This is a genomic window from Polyangium jinanense (assembly GCF_028435365.1).
In genome coordinates this window covers 19,993-35,995 of the sequence record NZ_JAGTJJ010000063.1, presented here as the reverse complement: position 1 = coordinate 35,995, position 16,003 = coordinate 19,993, and the positions used below count along the sequence as shown (strand labels likewise).

Sequence of the window (16,003 nt, the reverse complement as noted above, 5' to 3'; positions counted from 1 at the left end):
GCCGAGCGTCGCTCCCCACTCGCGCCCGATCCGCTCACCCGTGCGCCTCGCCTCCTCCTCGGCCTCCCTCCGCGCCAGGTTGACTTTCTGTTCCTCATATGTATTCCCGGGAGGAGGCGGCGGACACGGCACGCTCGTCCCAGGCGCGGGGGCCGGCGTGGGAGCCGTCTGCCCGAGGAAACGCTGATCCGGTGGCCTGTTTCGCGGCCTGTCGCAGGGCTTTATCGCCGACGTCCGCGTCTCGGTTCGGACCGTGGTGCCCTTGGCCGGCCCGGCTTCCGGCTCCTTCGCCGCCATCTTCTCCGGCGGAGGCGGCGGCGGAGGCGGCGGCGGCTTGTCGCAGGGCAAATCCTGATACGCGAGCCCCAGGAGCTTCCGGCTCTCGGACGGCGCGTGGGGGTCATGAACGAAAACGGCCTTGACCGAAGGGTTTTCCAGGAGCTTTTCGAGCGGTTCGAACGCCGGTCGATGCACTCCGTCCCCGAGCTCGTACCAGTAGCGCGCATGCGGGCCGACGCGGGGATGACGTCGGCAGACGCGAAACACGCTCTTTCCGTGCAGCTCCTGCGCCCATCCCACCGCGGGCACGCCCGCAGCGCCGCACCCGAGGAGCCATACCGAGACGCAAAAAGCGAAGAGCACCGGCATCCCAAGCCGAAGAAACCGCAGAGCAGCACCCACGAGCATCAGGGCGGCACCGGTGACCCAAAGGCGAGGGTTCCACGAGGGTGAGAGCACGCGATGAGAGGTCATGACCAGGCCCACGATGACAGGTCACAGCGGCGACCCCTGTCAACGGCCACCCCTCCGCACCAGACTGAACCCGAACGCGCCCACCCCGGGGAAGCCTCCCCGCGACCATTTCCCGCTCCTCGCTCACACCGGCGACCCCTCCCCGCCAAAAATCCGCGCTGCAATTCTCCGCGGGGACCCCTCCCCCGCCCGCCCCTCGGCGGCAAAATCTCGCGGGGAGGGCCTCTCCCCCCGACCTCCCCGCCGGGAAATTCCCGCGGAGACCCCTCCCCGCGCGGCAAGCCTCGCCAAAAACCTCCCGTCGAACCCTCCCCGCGCCCTTCCGGGCGAAGACGCGCTCCTCTCCGAAGCCTCCCGCCACGATTCTGCGCGCTCCGACGTTTCCCTTTACACCTTCCCCGCTCACCTTGTAGGGTCGCGAACCCATGACAGGCCCCCACACCATCGCCATCGACGAGCCCTTCGACGACGTCGACGAGGAGCTTCGCCACACCGAGTTGACCGCGAAGGCGTACCCGGAGACCGCTCCGCTCGCCGAGCCCTTCGCGGTCCTGCGCGCCGAGCTCCGCAAGCGCAAGGCCGAGGAAGACGCCCTCCTCGATGCAATCGCCTTCGCCAAGGCACTCATGGTCGCCGCCGACGATGTCCTCAATGTCCTCGTCGACGAGACGAAGAAGGCCGTGCTCGCGGCGTACAATCAGGACTTCAAGGCCCCGCTTTATCGGCAGCTCTTCGAGGGGCAGAGCCCGAGTGACCTCAAGCGGCCCATTCTCGGAGCCCAGCTCGAGACCATGCGCGCATGGGTGGGACCGCTCGGCGCCGCGAACGTGCCCACGCTCGGGGCCATCGCGCAAAAGCTCTCGCACGCCATCGTCAAGGCCGACGACGCCGTCACCAAGACCTCGCTCGCGGAGCAGGCCATGGACACCTTCGTCGCCGGCCCGCGGACGGAGCTGATCAACGGCGTGAACGCCCTCCGCAAGCTCACGGCCGGTCAGATCGGCGAGCTCGTGCACGCGAGCCTCGAAGGCAAGGTGCCGCGCGATTTCGTCGACCGATTCTTCCTGTCGAGCGGCGGCTCGAGGACCCCGACCCTCGCCGAGCTCTCCCAATCGATCACGCGCCTCGAAGCCAAGCTGGAGCGGCAGAAGGCGCTCCTCGCATCCATGAAGGAGAAGGAGGCCAAGCTGCGGAAGGCCAAGCAGGAGGCCGAGCTCACCGAGAAACAGGCGAAGCTCGCCGCCGCCGAGAAACGAGCCGCCGAGGCGGCGCAGGAGATCGCGCGGCTCAAGGCGGAGATGGGCTCGACCTGAACGTAGCGCCGGCCGACCGCACGGGGCACGCACCTTGCTAAGCGCAATCGCGCGCGCGGCGATTCGAGCCGCCGCGGAAGGGGAATCCAACATGCGCACACCGCTGCTTCGCTTGTGCTCCGTCCCGCTCCTCGCGGTCCTCGCCACCGCCTGTTTCACGACATTGGAAGATCAGCCCAAAAAGCCTGATGGAACGGCCCTGCCGCCCACCCCCATGGCGCCGGATCAACAGGCCGAGCTCGACTCGCTTCTCGCCGAGGCGCAAAAATCGGCGAACATGACCGCCGGCGATTTCGCGAACCAGTATCAGGTCTCCTTCGCGAACGGCCTCTCCTACGATCCCGCGCAGGCCGACGGCCTCCCGCTGATCCAGGCCTCCTCGCTCGGCCTCGACGCCGACGAGATGGACAAGCTCCAGAAAAATGGCTTCGTCATCTCGGAGAAGAAACGTTTCCCGACGTTCGTGTACGGCTACGAGAGCATTTATGCCCTCGATCTACCGCTCTACGTGTCGGCCGACTCGATCCTCTACGCCGTCCACCGCTCCTACGACTCCATCCTCAAAGCCGTCGAGATCGCGTCCCTCGCGCCCGAGCTCGAAACGTTGCTCCAATCCATGCGCGCCGAGCTCGCGGCCGGCGGCGGCTCCGCGCTCGGCGCCGAGGCACGCGCGGACGCGGATCTCTTCACGGCCGTCGCGCTCTCGCTGCTCAAAGACCAGGCGGTCTCACCCGTCGCGGGCGCGCAGGAGGCCGACATCGTCGCGCTCGTCGACGGCGCCAAGGCCCACCAGGGAACGGGTGAGACGCGCCTCTTCGGCAGCGATCGTATCGTCGACTTCTCGCAGTTCGAGCCGCGCGGCCACTACACCGACTCACCCGAGCTCGAGCGTTACTTCCGCTCGATGATGTGGCTCGGCCGCATCGATTTCCGCATCATCGAGACGCAAAGCGACGGCGGGCAGGTCTTCCAGCGCAGGCAACTCGAAGGCGCCTACGTCCTCCACGCCCTCGCGCAAGGCGAGCAGCAGAAGCGGTACACCCGCATCGACAACGCGATCCGCGGATTCGTGGGCGAAAGCGATTACATGACCCTGCCCGAGCTCGACGGCCTGCTCGGAGACCTCGGCGTCGCCGATGCCTCGGGGCTCGCGGGGCTCGCGGACGAGAAGATCGCCGAGGTCGTGCTGCAAAAGGGCTACGGCACACAGCGGATCTCGAGCCACATCATGATCAACGGCCTCGGGCGGGGCACGCTGCCGCTCTCGTCGAGCTTCGCGCTCTTCGGCCAGCGGTACGTCGTCGACTCGCACGTCTTCTCGAACGTGGTCTACGACCGCGTGAAGAAGGGCGAGGTCTATCGCATGATGCCGAATCCGCTCGATGTCGGCTTCGCCGCGCTCGGAAACGATCAGGCCGGGCAGCTCATGCTCCCCGAGCTCGAACAGTTCCAGTACGCGCCGGACCTGCACATGATGCGCGTCCTCGTCGACGCGCACCCCGAATCGTTCTGGAACGACAACCTCTACAACCGCTGGCTCGTCTCGCTGCGCGAGCTCTCGCCAAGCAAGACGCTCGCCGGCGACCTCGCGAGCCTGCCCGGCGTCGCGAAGACGGAAGCCTGGGGCCGCAGGCTCATGAACACGCAGCTCGCGTCCTGGGCCGAGCTCCGGCACGATACGCTGCTCTACGCGAAGCAATCGTACACGGGCGGCGCGTCGTGCCAGTTCCCGGACGCGTTCGTGGACCCGTACCCGGCCTTCTATACCCGCGTCGCCGAGCTCGCCGAGCACGGCTCCACCCTGGTCGGGACCCTCGATCTCTCGGGCAACGCGTCCCTCGCAGCGCAGATCCCGGCCTACTTCGCCACGCTGCGCGACGTGGCCCAGAAGCTCGGCGAGATGGCGAAGAACGAGCGCGAAGGCATCCCGCTCACGCAGGAGCACCTCGATTTCATCAACCAGGCCGTGAAGGTGCAGATGGGCTGTGGCGATCCGGAGGGCGCGACGGGCTGGTACGCGAACCTGTTCTTCGACAACTACCAGAGCGTCCAGGAGGATCCGACGATCGCCGACGTGCACACGCAGCCGACCGACGAGGTCGGCAACATGGTCGGCCGCGTCCTGCACGTGGGGACGGGCCTGCCGCGCCTCATGGTCGTGACGGCGGATCCGTGCGGCACGCCGCGGGCCTTCGTGGGCCTGGCCTCGTCCTATTTCGAGCAGATCACGTCGAACTTCGAGCGAATGACCGACGAGGAATGGGCGCAGGACCTCACGGCCGCGACGCCCGCCGACGTGCCGTGGATGACGGATCTTGTGTCCCGCTGAGAGACCCGCCGCCCCCGAGCCCTGACGTGGCCGCCCGAAGGAGGCTTCGGGCGGCTCACGTCGGCACAGCTTTCACTCGATGAACTTGCCGCGGCCCTTCGTGCAGTCCGCCTGGGCCGACTCCTTCGTGTACTTCGGCCCGCTGTAATTCACGAGCATCCCCATCGCGTCGCACACGCCCACGACGCCCTCGCTCGGGCAGGACTTGACGGCGTCGAGCTTGAGCATCTTGGCGAGGTCGGCGATCTTGGCTTCGTCGAACTTCGCCTTCTCGGCCTCGGGCGCCACGAGGGCGGCACACTGCCCCTCGTCCTTCGGGTTGCGGAGGTAGCCGATGATGACGTTCCCCGCCTCGAGGCCCTTCTGCGCGGCGGGCTTCGCCTCGGCCTTGGCTTCGGGCTTGGCTTCGGGCTTCGCCTCCGCCGTCGCGGGCACCGTGGAGCCAGCGGGGGCGGCCTTCGCGGACGAACCGCCGGCGGGGCTCGGGGCCGCCTCCTCCTTGGCACAACCAAAAAGCGCGATCGCCGCGAATACGAAAACGAGCTTCTTCATGTCCGTAGGTCTTTCCTGATCCCTCACCTCGGGGACCTCCCCTCGGGCGGATGCGGCCGACGCCTACCGGACACAGTCGGAAAAGGCAAATGGCTTGTCTTGGGCCGTTGCGCTGGGGCGTTGCCCCAGGCCCCACCAGGGGTTGTCCACCCCTGGACCCGGACCAGCGCAAGCGCTGGACCCGGGGTCGATGAACTGCGCGATGCGCAGTTCATCGAACAGGCCGAGGCAAGACCAGCGAAGGCCCTGCCAATCAAGACAGCCGCGCTGCCCTTTCGATCGGCAAAGCAGTCTCACGGGCCCGTTGGAAGAACTGCGCATCGCGCAGTTCTTCCACCTCGAGTCCAGCGCTTGCGCTGGTTCGGGTCGAGGGGCGAATAGCCCCCGCGGGGTCCGGGGCGGCGCCCCGGCGCGGCGGCGGCCCCAACCGTGCCTGCGCTGCCTCTGGGGTTGAACCTCCCTGCCGCTTCGTGCTACCGGACGCCACGCCAAGCACGGCGCGGAGAGGCACGTATGAAGCTCGCGAGCTTACGAGGACCGGGAAGGGACGGCACGCTCGTCGTCGTCCGGCGCGACGGCGCGGTGTTCACCCCGGCGCCGGCCGACATCCCCACGATGCAGGCCGCGCTCGATCGCTGGGACGAAGTCGTGGGGCGCCTCTGCGACCTCGCTGCCCGCCTCGAGCGTGGCGAGATCCCGGGCGAGCCCCTCGATCCCACGAAGCTCGCGCCGCCCTTGCCGCGCGCGTACGAGTGGGTCGACGGCTCGGCGTACATCAATCACATCGTCCTCGTCCGCAAGGCCCGCGGCGCCGAGCCGCCCGAGACGCTGCGCACCGATCCGCTCGTCTACCAGGGCGGTTCGTCCGTGCTCCTCGGCCCGCGCGAGGACATCGTCCTCCACGACGCGCGCTGGGGCCTCGATTTCGAGGCCGAAGTTTGCGTCCTCCTCGGCGACGTCCCCCTCGGCACCAAAAAGGAAGACGCGCACCGCTACGTGCGCCTCCTTTGCCTTGCGAACGACATCACCCTGCGCAATCTCGTCCCTGCCGAGCTCGCCAAGGGATTCGGCTTCTTCCAATCGAAGCCGGCGACCGCGTTTTCGCCCTTCGCGATCACGCCCGACGAGCTCGGCGGCGCGTTCCGGGACGGCCGCGTCCATCTCCGCCTCGTCTCGACCTACAATGGCGCGCTCATCGGGGATCCCGAGGCCGGGCCGGAGATGCACTTTTCGTTCTTCGATCTCCTCGAGCACATCTCGAAGACCCGCGCCTTCGGCGCCGGGACGATCCTCGGCAGCGGCACCGTCTCCAACGTCGATCGCGCGCGCGGCGTGAGTTGTCTCGCCGAGCGCCGCATGATCGAGACCATTGACGAGGGCGCGCCGAAGACGCCTTTCATGAAGCCCGGCGACACCATCGCCATCGAGATGCGGGGCGAGGACGGGCAGGATCTTTTCGGGCGCATCGAGCAAAAGGTGGTCTCTCCATGAAGCTTTACGGATACTGGCGCAGCTCGTGCAGCTATCGCGTGCGGATCGCGCTGCACCTCAAAGGCATTCCCTTCGAGAACATCCCCGTCCACCTCGTCAAGGACGGCGGCGAGCAGTTCCGGGACGATTACCGCGAAAAGAACCCGATGGCCCAGGTGCCGACGCTCGAGGTCGAGGAGGGCGGCGTCGTCCACGAGCTCGGGCAATCGGTCGCGATCATCGAATGGCTGGAGGAGCGATATCCGGAGCGGCCGCTTCTGCCGGCCGATTCGTTCCTCCGGGCGCGGACGCGGCAGCTCGCCGAGACGATCAACGCCGGCATCCAGCCCTTCCAGAACCTTTCGGTGCTCAAGCTCGTGAAGACCGAGCTCGGCGGCGACGAGCAGGCGTTCGCGCGCCGCTTCATCGAGAAGGGCCTTTCCGCGTACCAGACGCTCGCCGGACCCGTCCAGGGTCGATTCTCCGTGGGCGACGCGCCCACGGTGGCCGACGTGTTCCTCGTGCCCCAGCTTTATGCTGCACGGCGCTTCGGCGTGGACCTCGGCCCGTTCCCCTCGCTCGTGCGCATCGAAGAGCAATGCGCGTCGCTACCGGCCTTCCAGGCCGCTCATCCGGATCGGCAAATCGACGCCGTGGCCGGGGGTTCGGGGGTGTAGCTCGGCTCGTCCGAGCGTAACCCCCGAGCGTTGAAAGATTGAAGGAGTGATCGAGATCATGTCGAAGGTGGAATCCATCGGGATCAAGCGCATCGAGGCGCTTCACTACTACGTCCGCGACCTCGAGCGGAGCCGCAAGTTCTACACGGAGAAGCTCGATTTCGAGGAGATCGCCCATTCGAGCCCCGAGCTCGAGGAGGCGGCCAAGCAGCGCTCGGTCGTCTTCCGCGCCGGCGAATGCATCGTCATGTGCTCGCAGCCGCTCGGCGAGGGCGGGCGGGCATGGCGGTACCTCCGCAAGCACCCGGACGGCGTCGGCACGCTGATCTTCGAGGTCGAGGACATCGAGCGCGCGTTCCGTCTGCTCGACGGGCGTGGCGGCACCCCGATCGACGAGATCACGCGCGTGAAGGAGGACGGCGGTGAGTTCGCCTCGTTCTCGGTCACGTCGCCTTTCGGCGACACGACGTTCCGCTTCGTCGAGCGCAAGGGCTATCGCAAGCTCTTCCCGGGCGCGGTGCATTACGACATCCCGCGCGGCGGCAAGAACTCGCTCGGCTTCACGCATTTCGATCACATCACGACGAACTTCCAGACGATGGCGCCCGCGCTGCTCTGGATGGAGCACGTGCTCGGCTTCGAGCGGTTCTGGGAGATCCAGTTCCACACCGAGGACGTCAAGAAGGGCGGCGATCACGGCTCGGGGCTGCGTTCGGCCGTCATGTGGGATCCGGGCTCGGGCGTGAAGTTCGCGAACAACGAGCCGTACCGACCGTATTTCAAGAGCTCGCAGATCAACATCTTCAACGAGGAGCACCGCGGCGACGGCGTGCAGCACGCGGCGATCGCGGTGAAGGACATCCTCACCTCCGTGAAGCACATGCGCGAGCGTGGCATCCAGTTCATGCCCACGCCGGGCTCGTATTACGACGCGCTCCCGGCGCGCCTGAAGTCGCTCGGCGTCCAGCAGATCGACGAGGATCAGAACGTGCTGCGCGACCTCGAAATCCTCGTCGACGGCGAGGCCGAGGGCAAATACCTGCTCCAGATCTTCCTCAAGGAGTCGGCCGGGACGCACGGGGATCCGAACGCCGGGCCGTTCTTCTACGAGATCATCCAGCGCAAGGGCGATCGGGGCTTCGGCGGCGGCAATTTCCGCGCGCTCTTCGAGAGCATCGAGCGGCAGCAGAAGACGGAAGGCAAGGTCGCATGATCGAGCGCCTCGCCTTCGGGGAGCTCGCGCCGAAGCACCATACGGTGCTCCGCGACGCGAAGGGCAACCTCCGCTGGGAGGAGTGCCTGACGCGTCGCGGGTTCGACGGGCCTTACACCATCGCGTATCACGAGCGGCGCCCGCACGAGCACCGCGTCGCGTCCGCCGAGCACGGGTTTGCGCTCCCGACGCCCGCTCCGCAGCGCCCCCTGGCGAAGCGCCATTATCGATCGACCTCGGTCCCGACCCCGAGCGGCCCGCAGATCGATGGGCGCGTCCCCTTGCTCTACAACGGCGACGTCGTCCTCGGCATCGCCCGCCCGGACGCGCCCGATCCCGTCTATTTCTCGAACGCCGACGCCGACGAGCTCTTCTACGTGTTCGAGGGCAGCGGCCTTTTGCGCACGATGCTCGGCGATCTGCGGTACGAGAAGGACGATTACATCTACGTGCCGCGGGGTCTCTTCTATCGCTTCATCCCCGACGCGGGGCTGCAATCGTGGCTCTGCATCGAGGCGATGGGCGGGATCCACATCCCTCGCCAGTGGCGCAACGACGTCGGGCAGCTCCGCATGGACGCGCCGTACAGTCACCGCGATTTCAAGAAGCCGACGTTCGTCGGGCCCATGGACGAGGGGATCCGCAAGCTCGTCGTCAAGCGTGACGGCGGCTTCCACGGCTTCTCGATGGAGCATTCGCCGCTCGACGTGGTCGGCTGGGACGGCACGGTCTATCCGTTCGTTTTCCCGATCCTGAACTTCCAGCCGCGCGCGGGCCTCGTGCACCTCCCGCCCGACTGGCACGGCACCTTCGCGGCGCGCGGCGCGCTCGTCTGCAGCTTCGTCCCGCGCGTGGTCGATTTCCACCCGCAAGCGATTCCCTGCCCGTACCCGCATTCGTCGTACGACTGCGACGAGTTCATCTTTTATTGCCGCGGCAACTTCACGTCGCGTCGCGGCGTCGGTCCGGGCAGCATCTCCCACCACCCGGCGGGCATCCCGCACGGCCCGCACCCGGGCTCCTACGAGGCCAGCATCGGCACGAAGGAGACGAGCGAGCTCGCAGTCATGCTCGACACGTTCGATCCCCTCCTCCCGACCGAGGCCGCGCTCGGCGCCGAGGATCCGGGCTATCAGGACAGCTTTATCGGGGGCTGAGCCGCTTCGGGCTCGCTTCCCTGCCCCTCCGGCTCCGGCGCGAACCGATCGACGCCTTCATACACGTCGGCGAGCCGGATCGTGCAGCCGAGCGCGGGCAGCTCCACGCTCCCCTCGTCCCCCGTGCACTCGGTGAGCAACCATTGCCCCGTGGGCAGCTTCCTGTAGTGCTCGATCCGCCGTTCGTCCTGGTACACGAGCACGTACTCGTCGAGCGAGGGGATCATGCGGTAATGGGCGAACTTGGACGTCTGGTCGTGCCGCGCCGTCGTTGGCGAAAGGACCTCCACGATGACCCGAGGGTTCAGGAGGTTCTCGCGGTACTTCGGGTGAAACTGCGGCGCGCCGCAGACGACGACCACGTCGGGGTAGGTGTAGAGGCCCGTCGCCTCGACGTAGACGCGTTGATCACTGGTCAGGACGGCGCACGGACCTCCACGAAGGGCGACGCCGAGTGAAACGATCATGTTCGCACAGAGCGCGTTGTGCCGCGCCGATGCGCCGGCCATCGCCGTGATCACGCCGCGGCAGAATTCGTGCTTGTCCAGGCTCTTGCGCTCGAGCTCGATGTACTCGTCCTCGGTCACGAGGGGCATCTTGGCAGCCACGACGTCGCTCCTCCATCGGTAGGGGCCTCCTAGCCGCTACAGCCTCCCCCGAGGCCCGTCAAGCGCCCGACCGCCGCGCTTGTGCGCCGGGGCTCGAAAGGCGCCGCGCGGCGCGCTAGGATGCGCGGCGGAGGACCTTTCATGTCGAGTCAACCCGAACGCGAGGATCCCTACCGCGAGCGCCTCTCCCCCGAGCAATACCGCGTCAGCCGATGCGGCGGCACCGAGCGGGCCTTCACGGGCAAGTACTGGAACCACAAGGCCGACGGGCGCTACACCTGCGTCTGCTGCGGCGAGCCGCTCTTCGATTCGTCCACGAAGTACGACTCCGGCAGCGGCTGGCCGAGCTACTGGGCCCCGCTCTCGAAGGACATCGTCAAGGAGATCGAGGACACGAGCCACGGCATGCACCGCACCGAGGTCCGCTGTGGAAAATGCGACGCCCACCTCGGCCACGTCTTCCCGGACGGCCCACCCCCGACCGGCATGCGGTATTGCATCAACTCGGCCTCGCTCGATTTCGTGCCCCGGTAAAAGGTAGGTCGCTAAGGCTCCCACAAAAGCGCTCGCCGCGACCCGAGCGCCTCCTTGCAGGCCTCCCGCCACGCCGGCGTGAGCCCATGGCCGAGATTCTCCGCGATCACGAGCAGTCGCGGCAGCTCCAGGTAATGCATGATCGCGAGCAGCCGCTTCTCGCCGAAGGAAAGCGCCTCGTGCCCCACGGACGCGCTTCCCCGCCGGAACCGGAAGGCGAGCGGGCCGAACGTTCGCTCGTTCGTCGGATCGCGCCGGACCAGCATGGCCGCCTCGTCGAAGCCGGTGAGCGCGACGAACCTGCGCAGGAACAGCGGGATCGAGCCGCGCTCGATCCACAAGCCTTCGTCGTTGAAATAGGTCTCCTTGCGCGCGAGGTCCAAGAGCGCCTCGCTCACGGGGTGGCTCGTGATCGGCAGGCCGCGGAGGCGAAAGGCGCGGGAGCCGTCCGGGCGTTCGTCGAAGGCGAGGCGCGGCGGCTCCATTGCATCGCCGGTGCGCGGGGACCGAGCGGCGCCGGTCAGGACGTCGAACGCGCCGAGCCCCTCGTCGAGCCAGCCCACGCCGCCGTACAAGGGGAAGTTGAGGAGCGTGATCATCCCGCCGAGGACACGGCCGTCTTGCGCCGCGGGCGTCCCTCGCCCCCGGAGCGCGCGGACGAGCGGCTCGAGGAAGCTCCCTTCGAAAGGTGAAAAGGGCGGGGATTTGCTCGAATAGAAGACGCCCTCGGCGCCGAAGGCGCGAGCGCCGCGCGGGTCGGCGATGCATTCGAGTCGATACACGAGCGCGTCGGTGCGCAGCTCGGTCGTCACCTCGCAGCACCAATCGGCGCTCGTGCCGGGCGCATTCTGGAGCCGCACCCGCATGTCCGCGCGACCGAGTGTGAGCTCGTAACCGAGCTCGAACGCCTCGCCCTCGAGGCCGGTGAAATCGAAGGCCGTCGCCATCGCCGCGAGGCGCAGGAGCGCCCTCGTCTCCGCGGTGCGAGGTCCACGCAGCACGGTCTTCGGGTCGACGAGGCGGAGCTCGGTCCCGGGCGCGAGGCCGGGAAAACGAGCGATGTGGAGCCGCGTCAGCGACATGGCAAAGCCGAGCTTATCACAGGCTCGCCCTTGTGTGCCTTCCCCTCGCATCCGGCACACGCAGGCACACCTTGCCGGCACATCTGGCACAATTTTCAATAAACCCACGAAATCGCGGGCTCTTCCGCTTGGCACGGAACGTGTTTCAAGGATAGGCATGAACCTCAAGCGCCTTTCTTTCCTGGTCCTCCCCGTCCTCCTCGCCGCCTGCGGCAACTACGTCGTCGAGGGGGGCAGCGACGACAACGCCAAAAACCAGAACGCCAACGGCACCAGTGGCAGCGGCGGCAATGGCGGCACCGGTGGCAATGGCACCGGCGGCGACAGCGACGGCCCGGATTCCCTCGCCGTCGCGCTCACCCGCGCGCAGCTCGACGTCCTCTGGGACGAATACTGGGCCAACCACGATCCGAGCGGCAGCAGCAGCAGCGCGGGCGGCGTCCCGGAGCTGAACCCGGACGACCTCTTCCTTCGCATCTCGGACCTCGGCGCCTCCTGCAATTCGCCCACCACGGACCTCGGCTGCGGTCATTGGCAGCTCAGCATCGCGCTTCCCCCGGCACTGCAACAGGTGGGCGTCTACAACCTCGACAGCCCGGAGCTGCTCGCGTACAGCCACTTCTCCGAGACCGGTGAGCCCTATTCGCCGGCGCCCGATGATTGCTCCTTTGGCGGCGGCACGATCGGCGCGGGCACGCTGGAGATCCTCTCGATCGACGAGAACGAGGTTCATTTCCGGATCGACGCCGAATACTGGGGCGAGAAGGCCAACGGCGAATACATCGCGCCGCGTTGCCCCGTCGCTCCCTGAATCGGTCGGTCCTGGAACGAAATCCGCCAGAACGTGAATGACGCAGCGGACCTCACAACCAAGAGGTCATGCGACGAACCATCGTTCTGGCGGGACTCATGGTCTGGGTAGGATGCCACGGAGGATCCGAGGGTAGCGGCGGCGCCGGCGGCGTCGGTGGCACAGGTGGTACCGGCGCCGGAGGCATCGGTGGTGCTGGCGGCGGCTCGGGCGGCATCGGTGGCACAGGTGGTGCTGGAGGCGGCTCGGGCGGCATCGGTGGCACAGGTGGTGCCGGCGGCGGCTCGGGCGGCATCGGTGGCACAGGTGGTGCCGGCGGCGGCGCGGGTGGTGCCGGCGGCGTGGGCGGCGGGAGCAACGGTGACGGCTACGTATGTTGCCCCGCCGGAACGTTCCTCTACTTCGGCCGCTGCCTCGGCCTCGACGAGCCGCTCTACCAGTGCGGCACCTCCTCTTCGGCCACGCCGTGCAGCGCAGCCCCGAACGCCCATTCGGCGTGCGTGGGCGGCGCCTGCCAGCCGCTCGGGAGCTGCCACGAAGGCTTCGCCGATTGCACCGCGCAGGCCGGCTGCGAGACCTCGCTCCTCACCCCCGCAAACTGCGGCGCCTGCGGCAATGCCTGCGCCCCCGGCGAGGTCTGCACGAGCGCGGGCTGCGCGCCCTCCTGCGCCCCGCCGGCGACGAACTGCAACGGCGCCTGCGTGGACCTGTTCTCCTCGCCCCAGCATTGCGGCGGCTGCTCCAAACCATGCATCACCCCGCTCCACGGCAAGGCCACCTGCACGGCCGCGACCTGCGACTTCGAGTGCCTCCCCGGCTTCACGAAATGCGGCAACAAATGCGTCGACGCGAATACGGACGCGAGCGCCTGCGGCGCCTCGTGCACCACCTGCGTCGTGCCCAAGGGCGGCTTTACGCACTGCGACGGCGGCCAATGCGTCCCCTCCTGCCCGGGGGGGTTCACGCTTTGCAACGACGTCTGCGCCGATCTCCAGACCTCGACCCAGCATTGCGGCGCGTGCGGCGTGACGTGCGCCGGGACGTGTATCGCGGGCACCTGCAATCCGGGGATGAGCTCGATCCTCGCAAACGCGGACAAACCCACGGACATCCAGATCGACGCGACGAGCGTCTATTTCATCGAATCCGGCACGAACTCGATCATCAAGGCGAACAAGTGGGGCGGGCCCAAGGAGACCCTCGCCGCAGCCCAGCCGAAACCATATCGCCTCGCGGTGGACGACACCCACGTCTACTGGACCAACGAGCTCGGCGGCAGCGTCGTGCGGATTCCCAGCGGCGGCGGCGCGATCGAGCTCGTCAGCGCCGCGTCCGAGCCGCAGTCGATCGCCGTCTCCGGGAGCGAGGTCTTCTGGGTGAACAAGTCGAACAAGGCCGTCATGAAGGCGCCCAAGGACGGCTCCGGTCCTGCGGTCACGCTCTGGATCGACGACGATCGGATCATCGGCCTCCGCGTGGACGAGACCCACGTGTACGCCGCGGCGCCGTCCCTCTCTTCGGGGCCGAGTTTCCAGACCTGGGTGAAGCGCGCACCGCGCGACGGCTCCGGGCCCGTCGAAAAGCTCACCACGGGCGAAGGCGGGATCGCCCTCGACGCGAAGCGCGTCTATTTCGACGGAATGTACGACATGGGCATCAACGTCGTCGCGTTCGACAAGGCGTCGCTGTCGATGAAGGAGCTCTCGTACTACGTCGGGGATCTGAACGGCGTCTACGACGACCTCGAGGTGGACGACGCCTATTCTTATTACGGCGGCCGCAAATCCCTCAAGTGTGGGTCGAGCGAGCCCGTGGCCGCCGCCGGGGGCATGTTCTTCGTGATCGACGGAGGTTACATCTACGGAACGTACTCCGACGGCACCGTGCGCCGGGTCCCGCGTTGACCTGATATCCCGCCCCGCCTCCGCCTTGCGCGGCCCGACCCCAGCGCGGTACAGAAAGCGCATGGATCACCGCGCACTCTTCCTCGTGTTACCTCTCGCCGCGCTCCTCACCGGCTGCTCCGACGAGCTCCCGCAACCACAGGAGCTCCCCCCTCCGGACGTCGTCAGCATCGCCGAAGCGCGCGCCCTGACCACCAACGAATACACGCAGATCGAGGGCTTCGTCTCCGTCACGCCGGGCACCTTCGTCACCGCCACCGGCGATTTCGGATTCGCGGTCCAGGACGACACCGGCGGCATTTATGTCAGCCTCTACGACGAACTCAAGATCCTCATCGGCGCCAAGGTCCGCGTCATCGGACAAATCCAGCAGGTCTCCAAGCAGACCGTGCTCGTCACGAACGCCTCCGGCCCCGAGATCCTGCAAGGCGTCGAGGCGGTCACGCCGAAAGACGTCGCGACCGGCGACGTCGACGAGTCGACCGAAGGGCAGCTCGTCCGCGTCAAGGGCCTCGTTTCGAAGGCCATCGTCGAGGACAAACCTTATGGCATCAAAGCGTACGTGGACGACGGCTCCGGCGAGGTCGAGATTTACGTGTGCTTTAAAGGCGACAAGCCCCTCATCGACACGACGAAGCTCACGAAGGGCACCGCCGTGGAGATCACGGGGTTCGCGCAGCAATACCTCGATCGGTACGAGATTGCCCCGCGCGGGACGGCGGATCTCGTGCTGACTCCGCCGCCCTCCCCCTGAGCGTCAGGTCTGAGCATTGGTCTCATGTGGGAGCCGCTGCGCTGGGGCGTTGCCCCAGGCCCCACCAGGGGCTATCCGCCCCTGGACCTGGACCAGCGCAAGCGCTGGACCCGGGGTCGAAGAACTGCGCGATGCGCAGTTCATCGAACAGGCCGAGGAACGACCCCTGCCAACCAAGACAGCCGCGCTGACATTTCGACAGGCAACGTTGGCCATGGTCTTGCCACCGGCCGTTGGAAGAACTGCGCATCGCGCAGTTCTTCCACCCTCGGTCCAGGCCGTGCCTGGTTCGGGTCGAGGGGCGAACAGCCCCCGCGGGGTCCGGGGCGGCGCCCCGGCGTGGCGGCCCCAAGGTGGAGCGTCAGGCGTCGCGGTTCACCGTCGCGGGTGAGAACGCCGGCAGGCAGACCGCAATGTACTCCGCGCCCTCCTCGCCGGGCGTGCTGTAGCGGACCCATTCTCCCTTGTGCGTGATGATCGCCTGACCTGCGCGCACGTCGACCGCTCCCCCCTCGTATTCGACGTGCAGCGTCCCGCGCAGCACGACCGTGAACTCGTCGAACGCCGGCCGCTGGCCCGGCTCGACCCAGCCTCCGGGGCTCCGCATGTGCGCCACGCTCGCGCTCTCGGTGCCCGTGTTGACGCGCCCCACGTACTCGTCGATGAGCTTCGGCTTGTTCCCGGCCGCCTCGATGCGGCTCGGCTTCTCGATGAAGGTCGGCATACGAAGGGCGTAGGCCGAGACGCACGTCCGCGTCAATCTTTTCGCAACGACGTGAGAGGGAGAACCATTCTCGCGTCATTCGTTTGGCGCAGTACAATAACCTAGTAAATTTGAACACATAG

14 protein-coding genes are annotated in these 16,003 nt (G+C 67.4%); 10 read left to right on the top strand and 4 right to left on the bottom strand.

All coding sequences use genetic code 11. The features are described 5' to 3' along the window. The first annotated feature begins 1,178 nt into the window (after nucleotides 1–1,178). Both KEG57_RS46665 and KEG57_RS46660 read left to right on the top strand, forming a co-directional pair. Nucleotides 1,179–2,066 (top strand): hypothetical protein, encoded by an 888-nt coding sequence (locus tag KEG57_RS46665; protein ID WP_272425877.1) that lies wholly within the window; start codon nucleotides 1,179–1,181, stop codon nucleotides 2,064–2,066. 91 nt (nucleotides 2,067–2,157) lie between these two features. Continuing rightward, nucleotides 2,158–4,395 (top strand): DUF3160 domain-containing protein, encoded by a 2,238-nt coding sequence (locus tag KEG57_RS46660; RefSeq protein WP_272425879.1) that lies wholly within the window; start codon nucleotides 2,158–2,160, stop codon nucleotides 4,393–4,395. Between the two features lie 72 nt (nucleotides 4,396–4,467). Here KEG57_RS46660 and KEG57_RS46655 read toward each other — a convergent pair whose 3' ends face one another. Further along, nucleotides 4,468–4,947 (bottom strand): hypothetical protein, encoded by a 480-nt coding sequence (locus tag KEG57_RS46655; protein ID WP_272425881.1) that lies wholly within the window; start codon nucleotides 4,945–4,947, stop codon nucleotides 4,468–4,470. Between the two features lie 513 nt (nucleotides 4,948–5,460). On the opposite strand from KEG57_RS46655, the gene KEG57_RS46650 reads away from it, so the two are divergent. The 4 genes from KEG57_RS46650 to KEG57_RS46635 are packed head-to-tail and all read left to right on the top strand — an operon-like array spanning nucleotide 5,461 to nucleotide 9,464. Continuing rightward, nucleotides 5,461–6,438 (top strand): fumarylacetoacetate hydrolase family protein, encoded by a 978-nt coding sequence (locus KEG57_RS46650; protein WP_272425883.1) that lies wholly within the window; start codon nucleotides 5,461–5,463, stop codon nucleotides 6,436–6,438. Beyond that, complete coding sequence (gene maiA / locus KEG57_RS46645) at nucleotides 6,435–7,094, top strand: maleylacetoacetate isomerase (protein ID WP_272425885.1); 660 nt, start codon at nucleotides 6,435–6,437, stop codon at nucleotides 7,092–7,094. The genes KEG57_RS46650 and maiA overlap by 4 nt, the downstream gene beginning before the upstream one ends. Before the next feature lie 58 nt (nucleotides 7,095–7,152). Beyond that, complete coding sequence (locus KEG57_RS46640; RefSeq protein ID WP_272425887.1) at nucleotides 7,153–8,307, top strand: 4-hydroxyphenylpyruvate dioxygenase family protein; 1,155 nt, start codon at nucleotides 7,153–7,155, stop codon at nucleotides 8,305–8,307. Continuing rightward, nucleotides 8,304–9,464 carry a homogentisate 1,2-dioxygenase gene (locus KEG57_RS46635; protein WP_272425889.1) on the top strand — a complete coding sequence of 387 codons (1,161 nt, stop codon included), beginning with the start codon at nucleotides 8,304–8,306 and terminating at the stop codon, nucleotides 9,462–9,464. Before KEG57_RS46640 ends, KEG57_RS46635 begins: the two co-directional genes overlap by 4 nt. Here the strand turns inward: KEG57_RS46635 and KEG57_RS46630 are convergent. After that, the gene (locus KEG57_RS46630; protein WP_272425891.1) at nucleotides 9,440–10,072 is read right to left on the bottom strand and encodes a Uma2 family endonuclease; all 633 of its coding nucleotides are present in this window, start codon (nucleotides 10,070–10,072) and stop codon (nucleotides 9,440–9,442) included. The genes KEG57_RS46635 and KEG57_RS46630 overlap by 25 nt on opposite strands. 141 nt (nucleotides 10,073–10,213) lie before the next feature. On the opposite strand from KEG57_RS46630, the gene msrB reads away from it, so the two are divergent. After that, nucleotides 10,214–10,606, top strand: coding sequence for a peptide-methionine (R)-S-oxide reductase MsrB (gene msrB, locus KEG57_RS46625; RefSeq protein ID WP_272425893.1), 393 nt, complete (start codon nucleotides 10,214–10,216; stop codon nucleotides 10,604–10,606). An 11-nt stretch (nucleotides 10,607–10,617) separates the two neighbouring features. On the opposite strand, the gene KEG57_RS46620 is transcribed toward msrB, so the two are convergent. After that, nucleotides 10,618–11,688, bottom strand: coding sequence for a hypothetical protein (locus KEG57_RS46620; protein ID WP_272425894.1), 1,071 nt, complete (start codon nucleotides 11,686–11,688; stop codon nucleotides 10,618–10,620). A gap of 157 nt (nucleotides 11,689–11,845) precedes the next feature. Here KEG57_RS46620 and KEG57_RS46615 point away from each other — a divergent pair, with 157 nt between their 5' ends. From KEG57_RS46615 to KEG57_RS46605, 3 genes are all read left to right on the top strand, one after another. Beyond that, nucleotides 11,846–12,499 carry a hypothetical protein gene (locus KEG57_RS46615; RefSeq protein WP_272425895.1) on the top strand — a complete coding sequence of 218 codons (654 nt, stop codon included), beginning with the start codon at nucleotides 11,846–11,848 and terminating at the stop codon, nucleotides 12,497–12,499. A 68-nt stretch (nucleotides 12,500–12,567) separates the two neighbouring features. Then, nucleotides 12,568–14,403 (top strand): hypothetical protein, encoded by a 1,836-nt coding sequence (locus KEG57_RS46610; RefSeq protein WP_272425897.1) that lies wholly within the window; start codon nucleotides 12,568–12,570, stop codon nucleotides 14,401–14,403. 61 nt (nucleotides 14,404–14,464) lie between these two features. Beyond that, nucleotides 14,465–15,157 (top strand): DNA-binding protein, encoded by a 693-nt coding sequence (locus KEG57_RS46605; protein WP_272425899.1) that lies wholly within the window; start codon nucleotides 14,465–14,467, stop codon nucleotides 15,155–15,157. 361 nt (nucleotides 15,158–15,518) lie between these two features. On the opposite strand, the gene KEG57_RS46600 is transcribed toward KEG57_RS46605, so the two are convergent. After that, complete coding sequence (locus KEG57_RS46600; protein WP_272425901.1) at nucleotides 15,519–15,881, bottom strand: cupin domain-containing protein; 363 nt, start codon at nucleotides 15,879–15,881, stop codon at nucleotides 15,519–15,521. Between the last annotated feature and the right edge of the window lie 122 nt (nucleotides 15,882–16,003).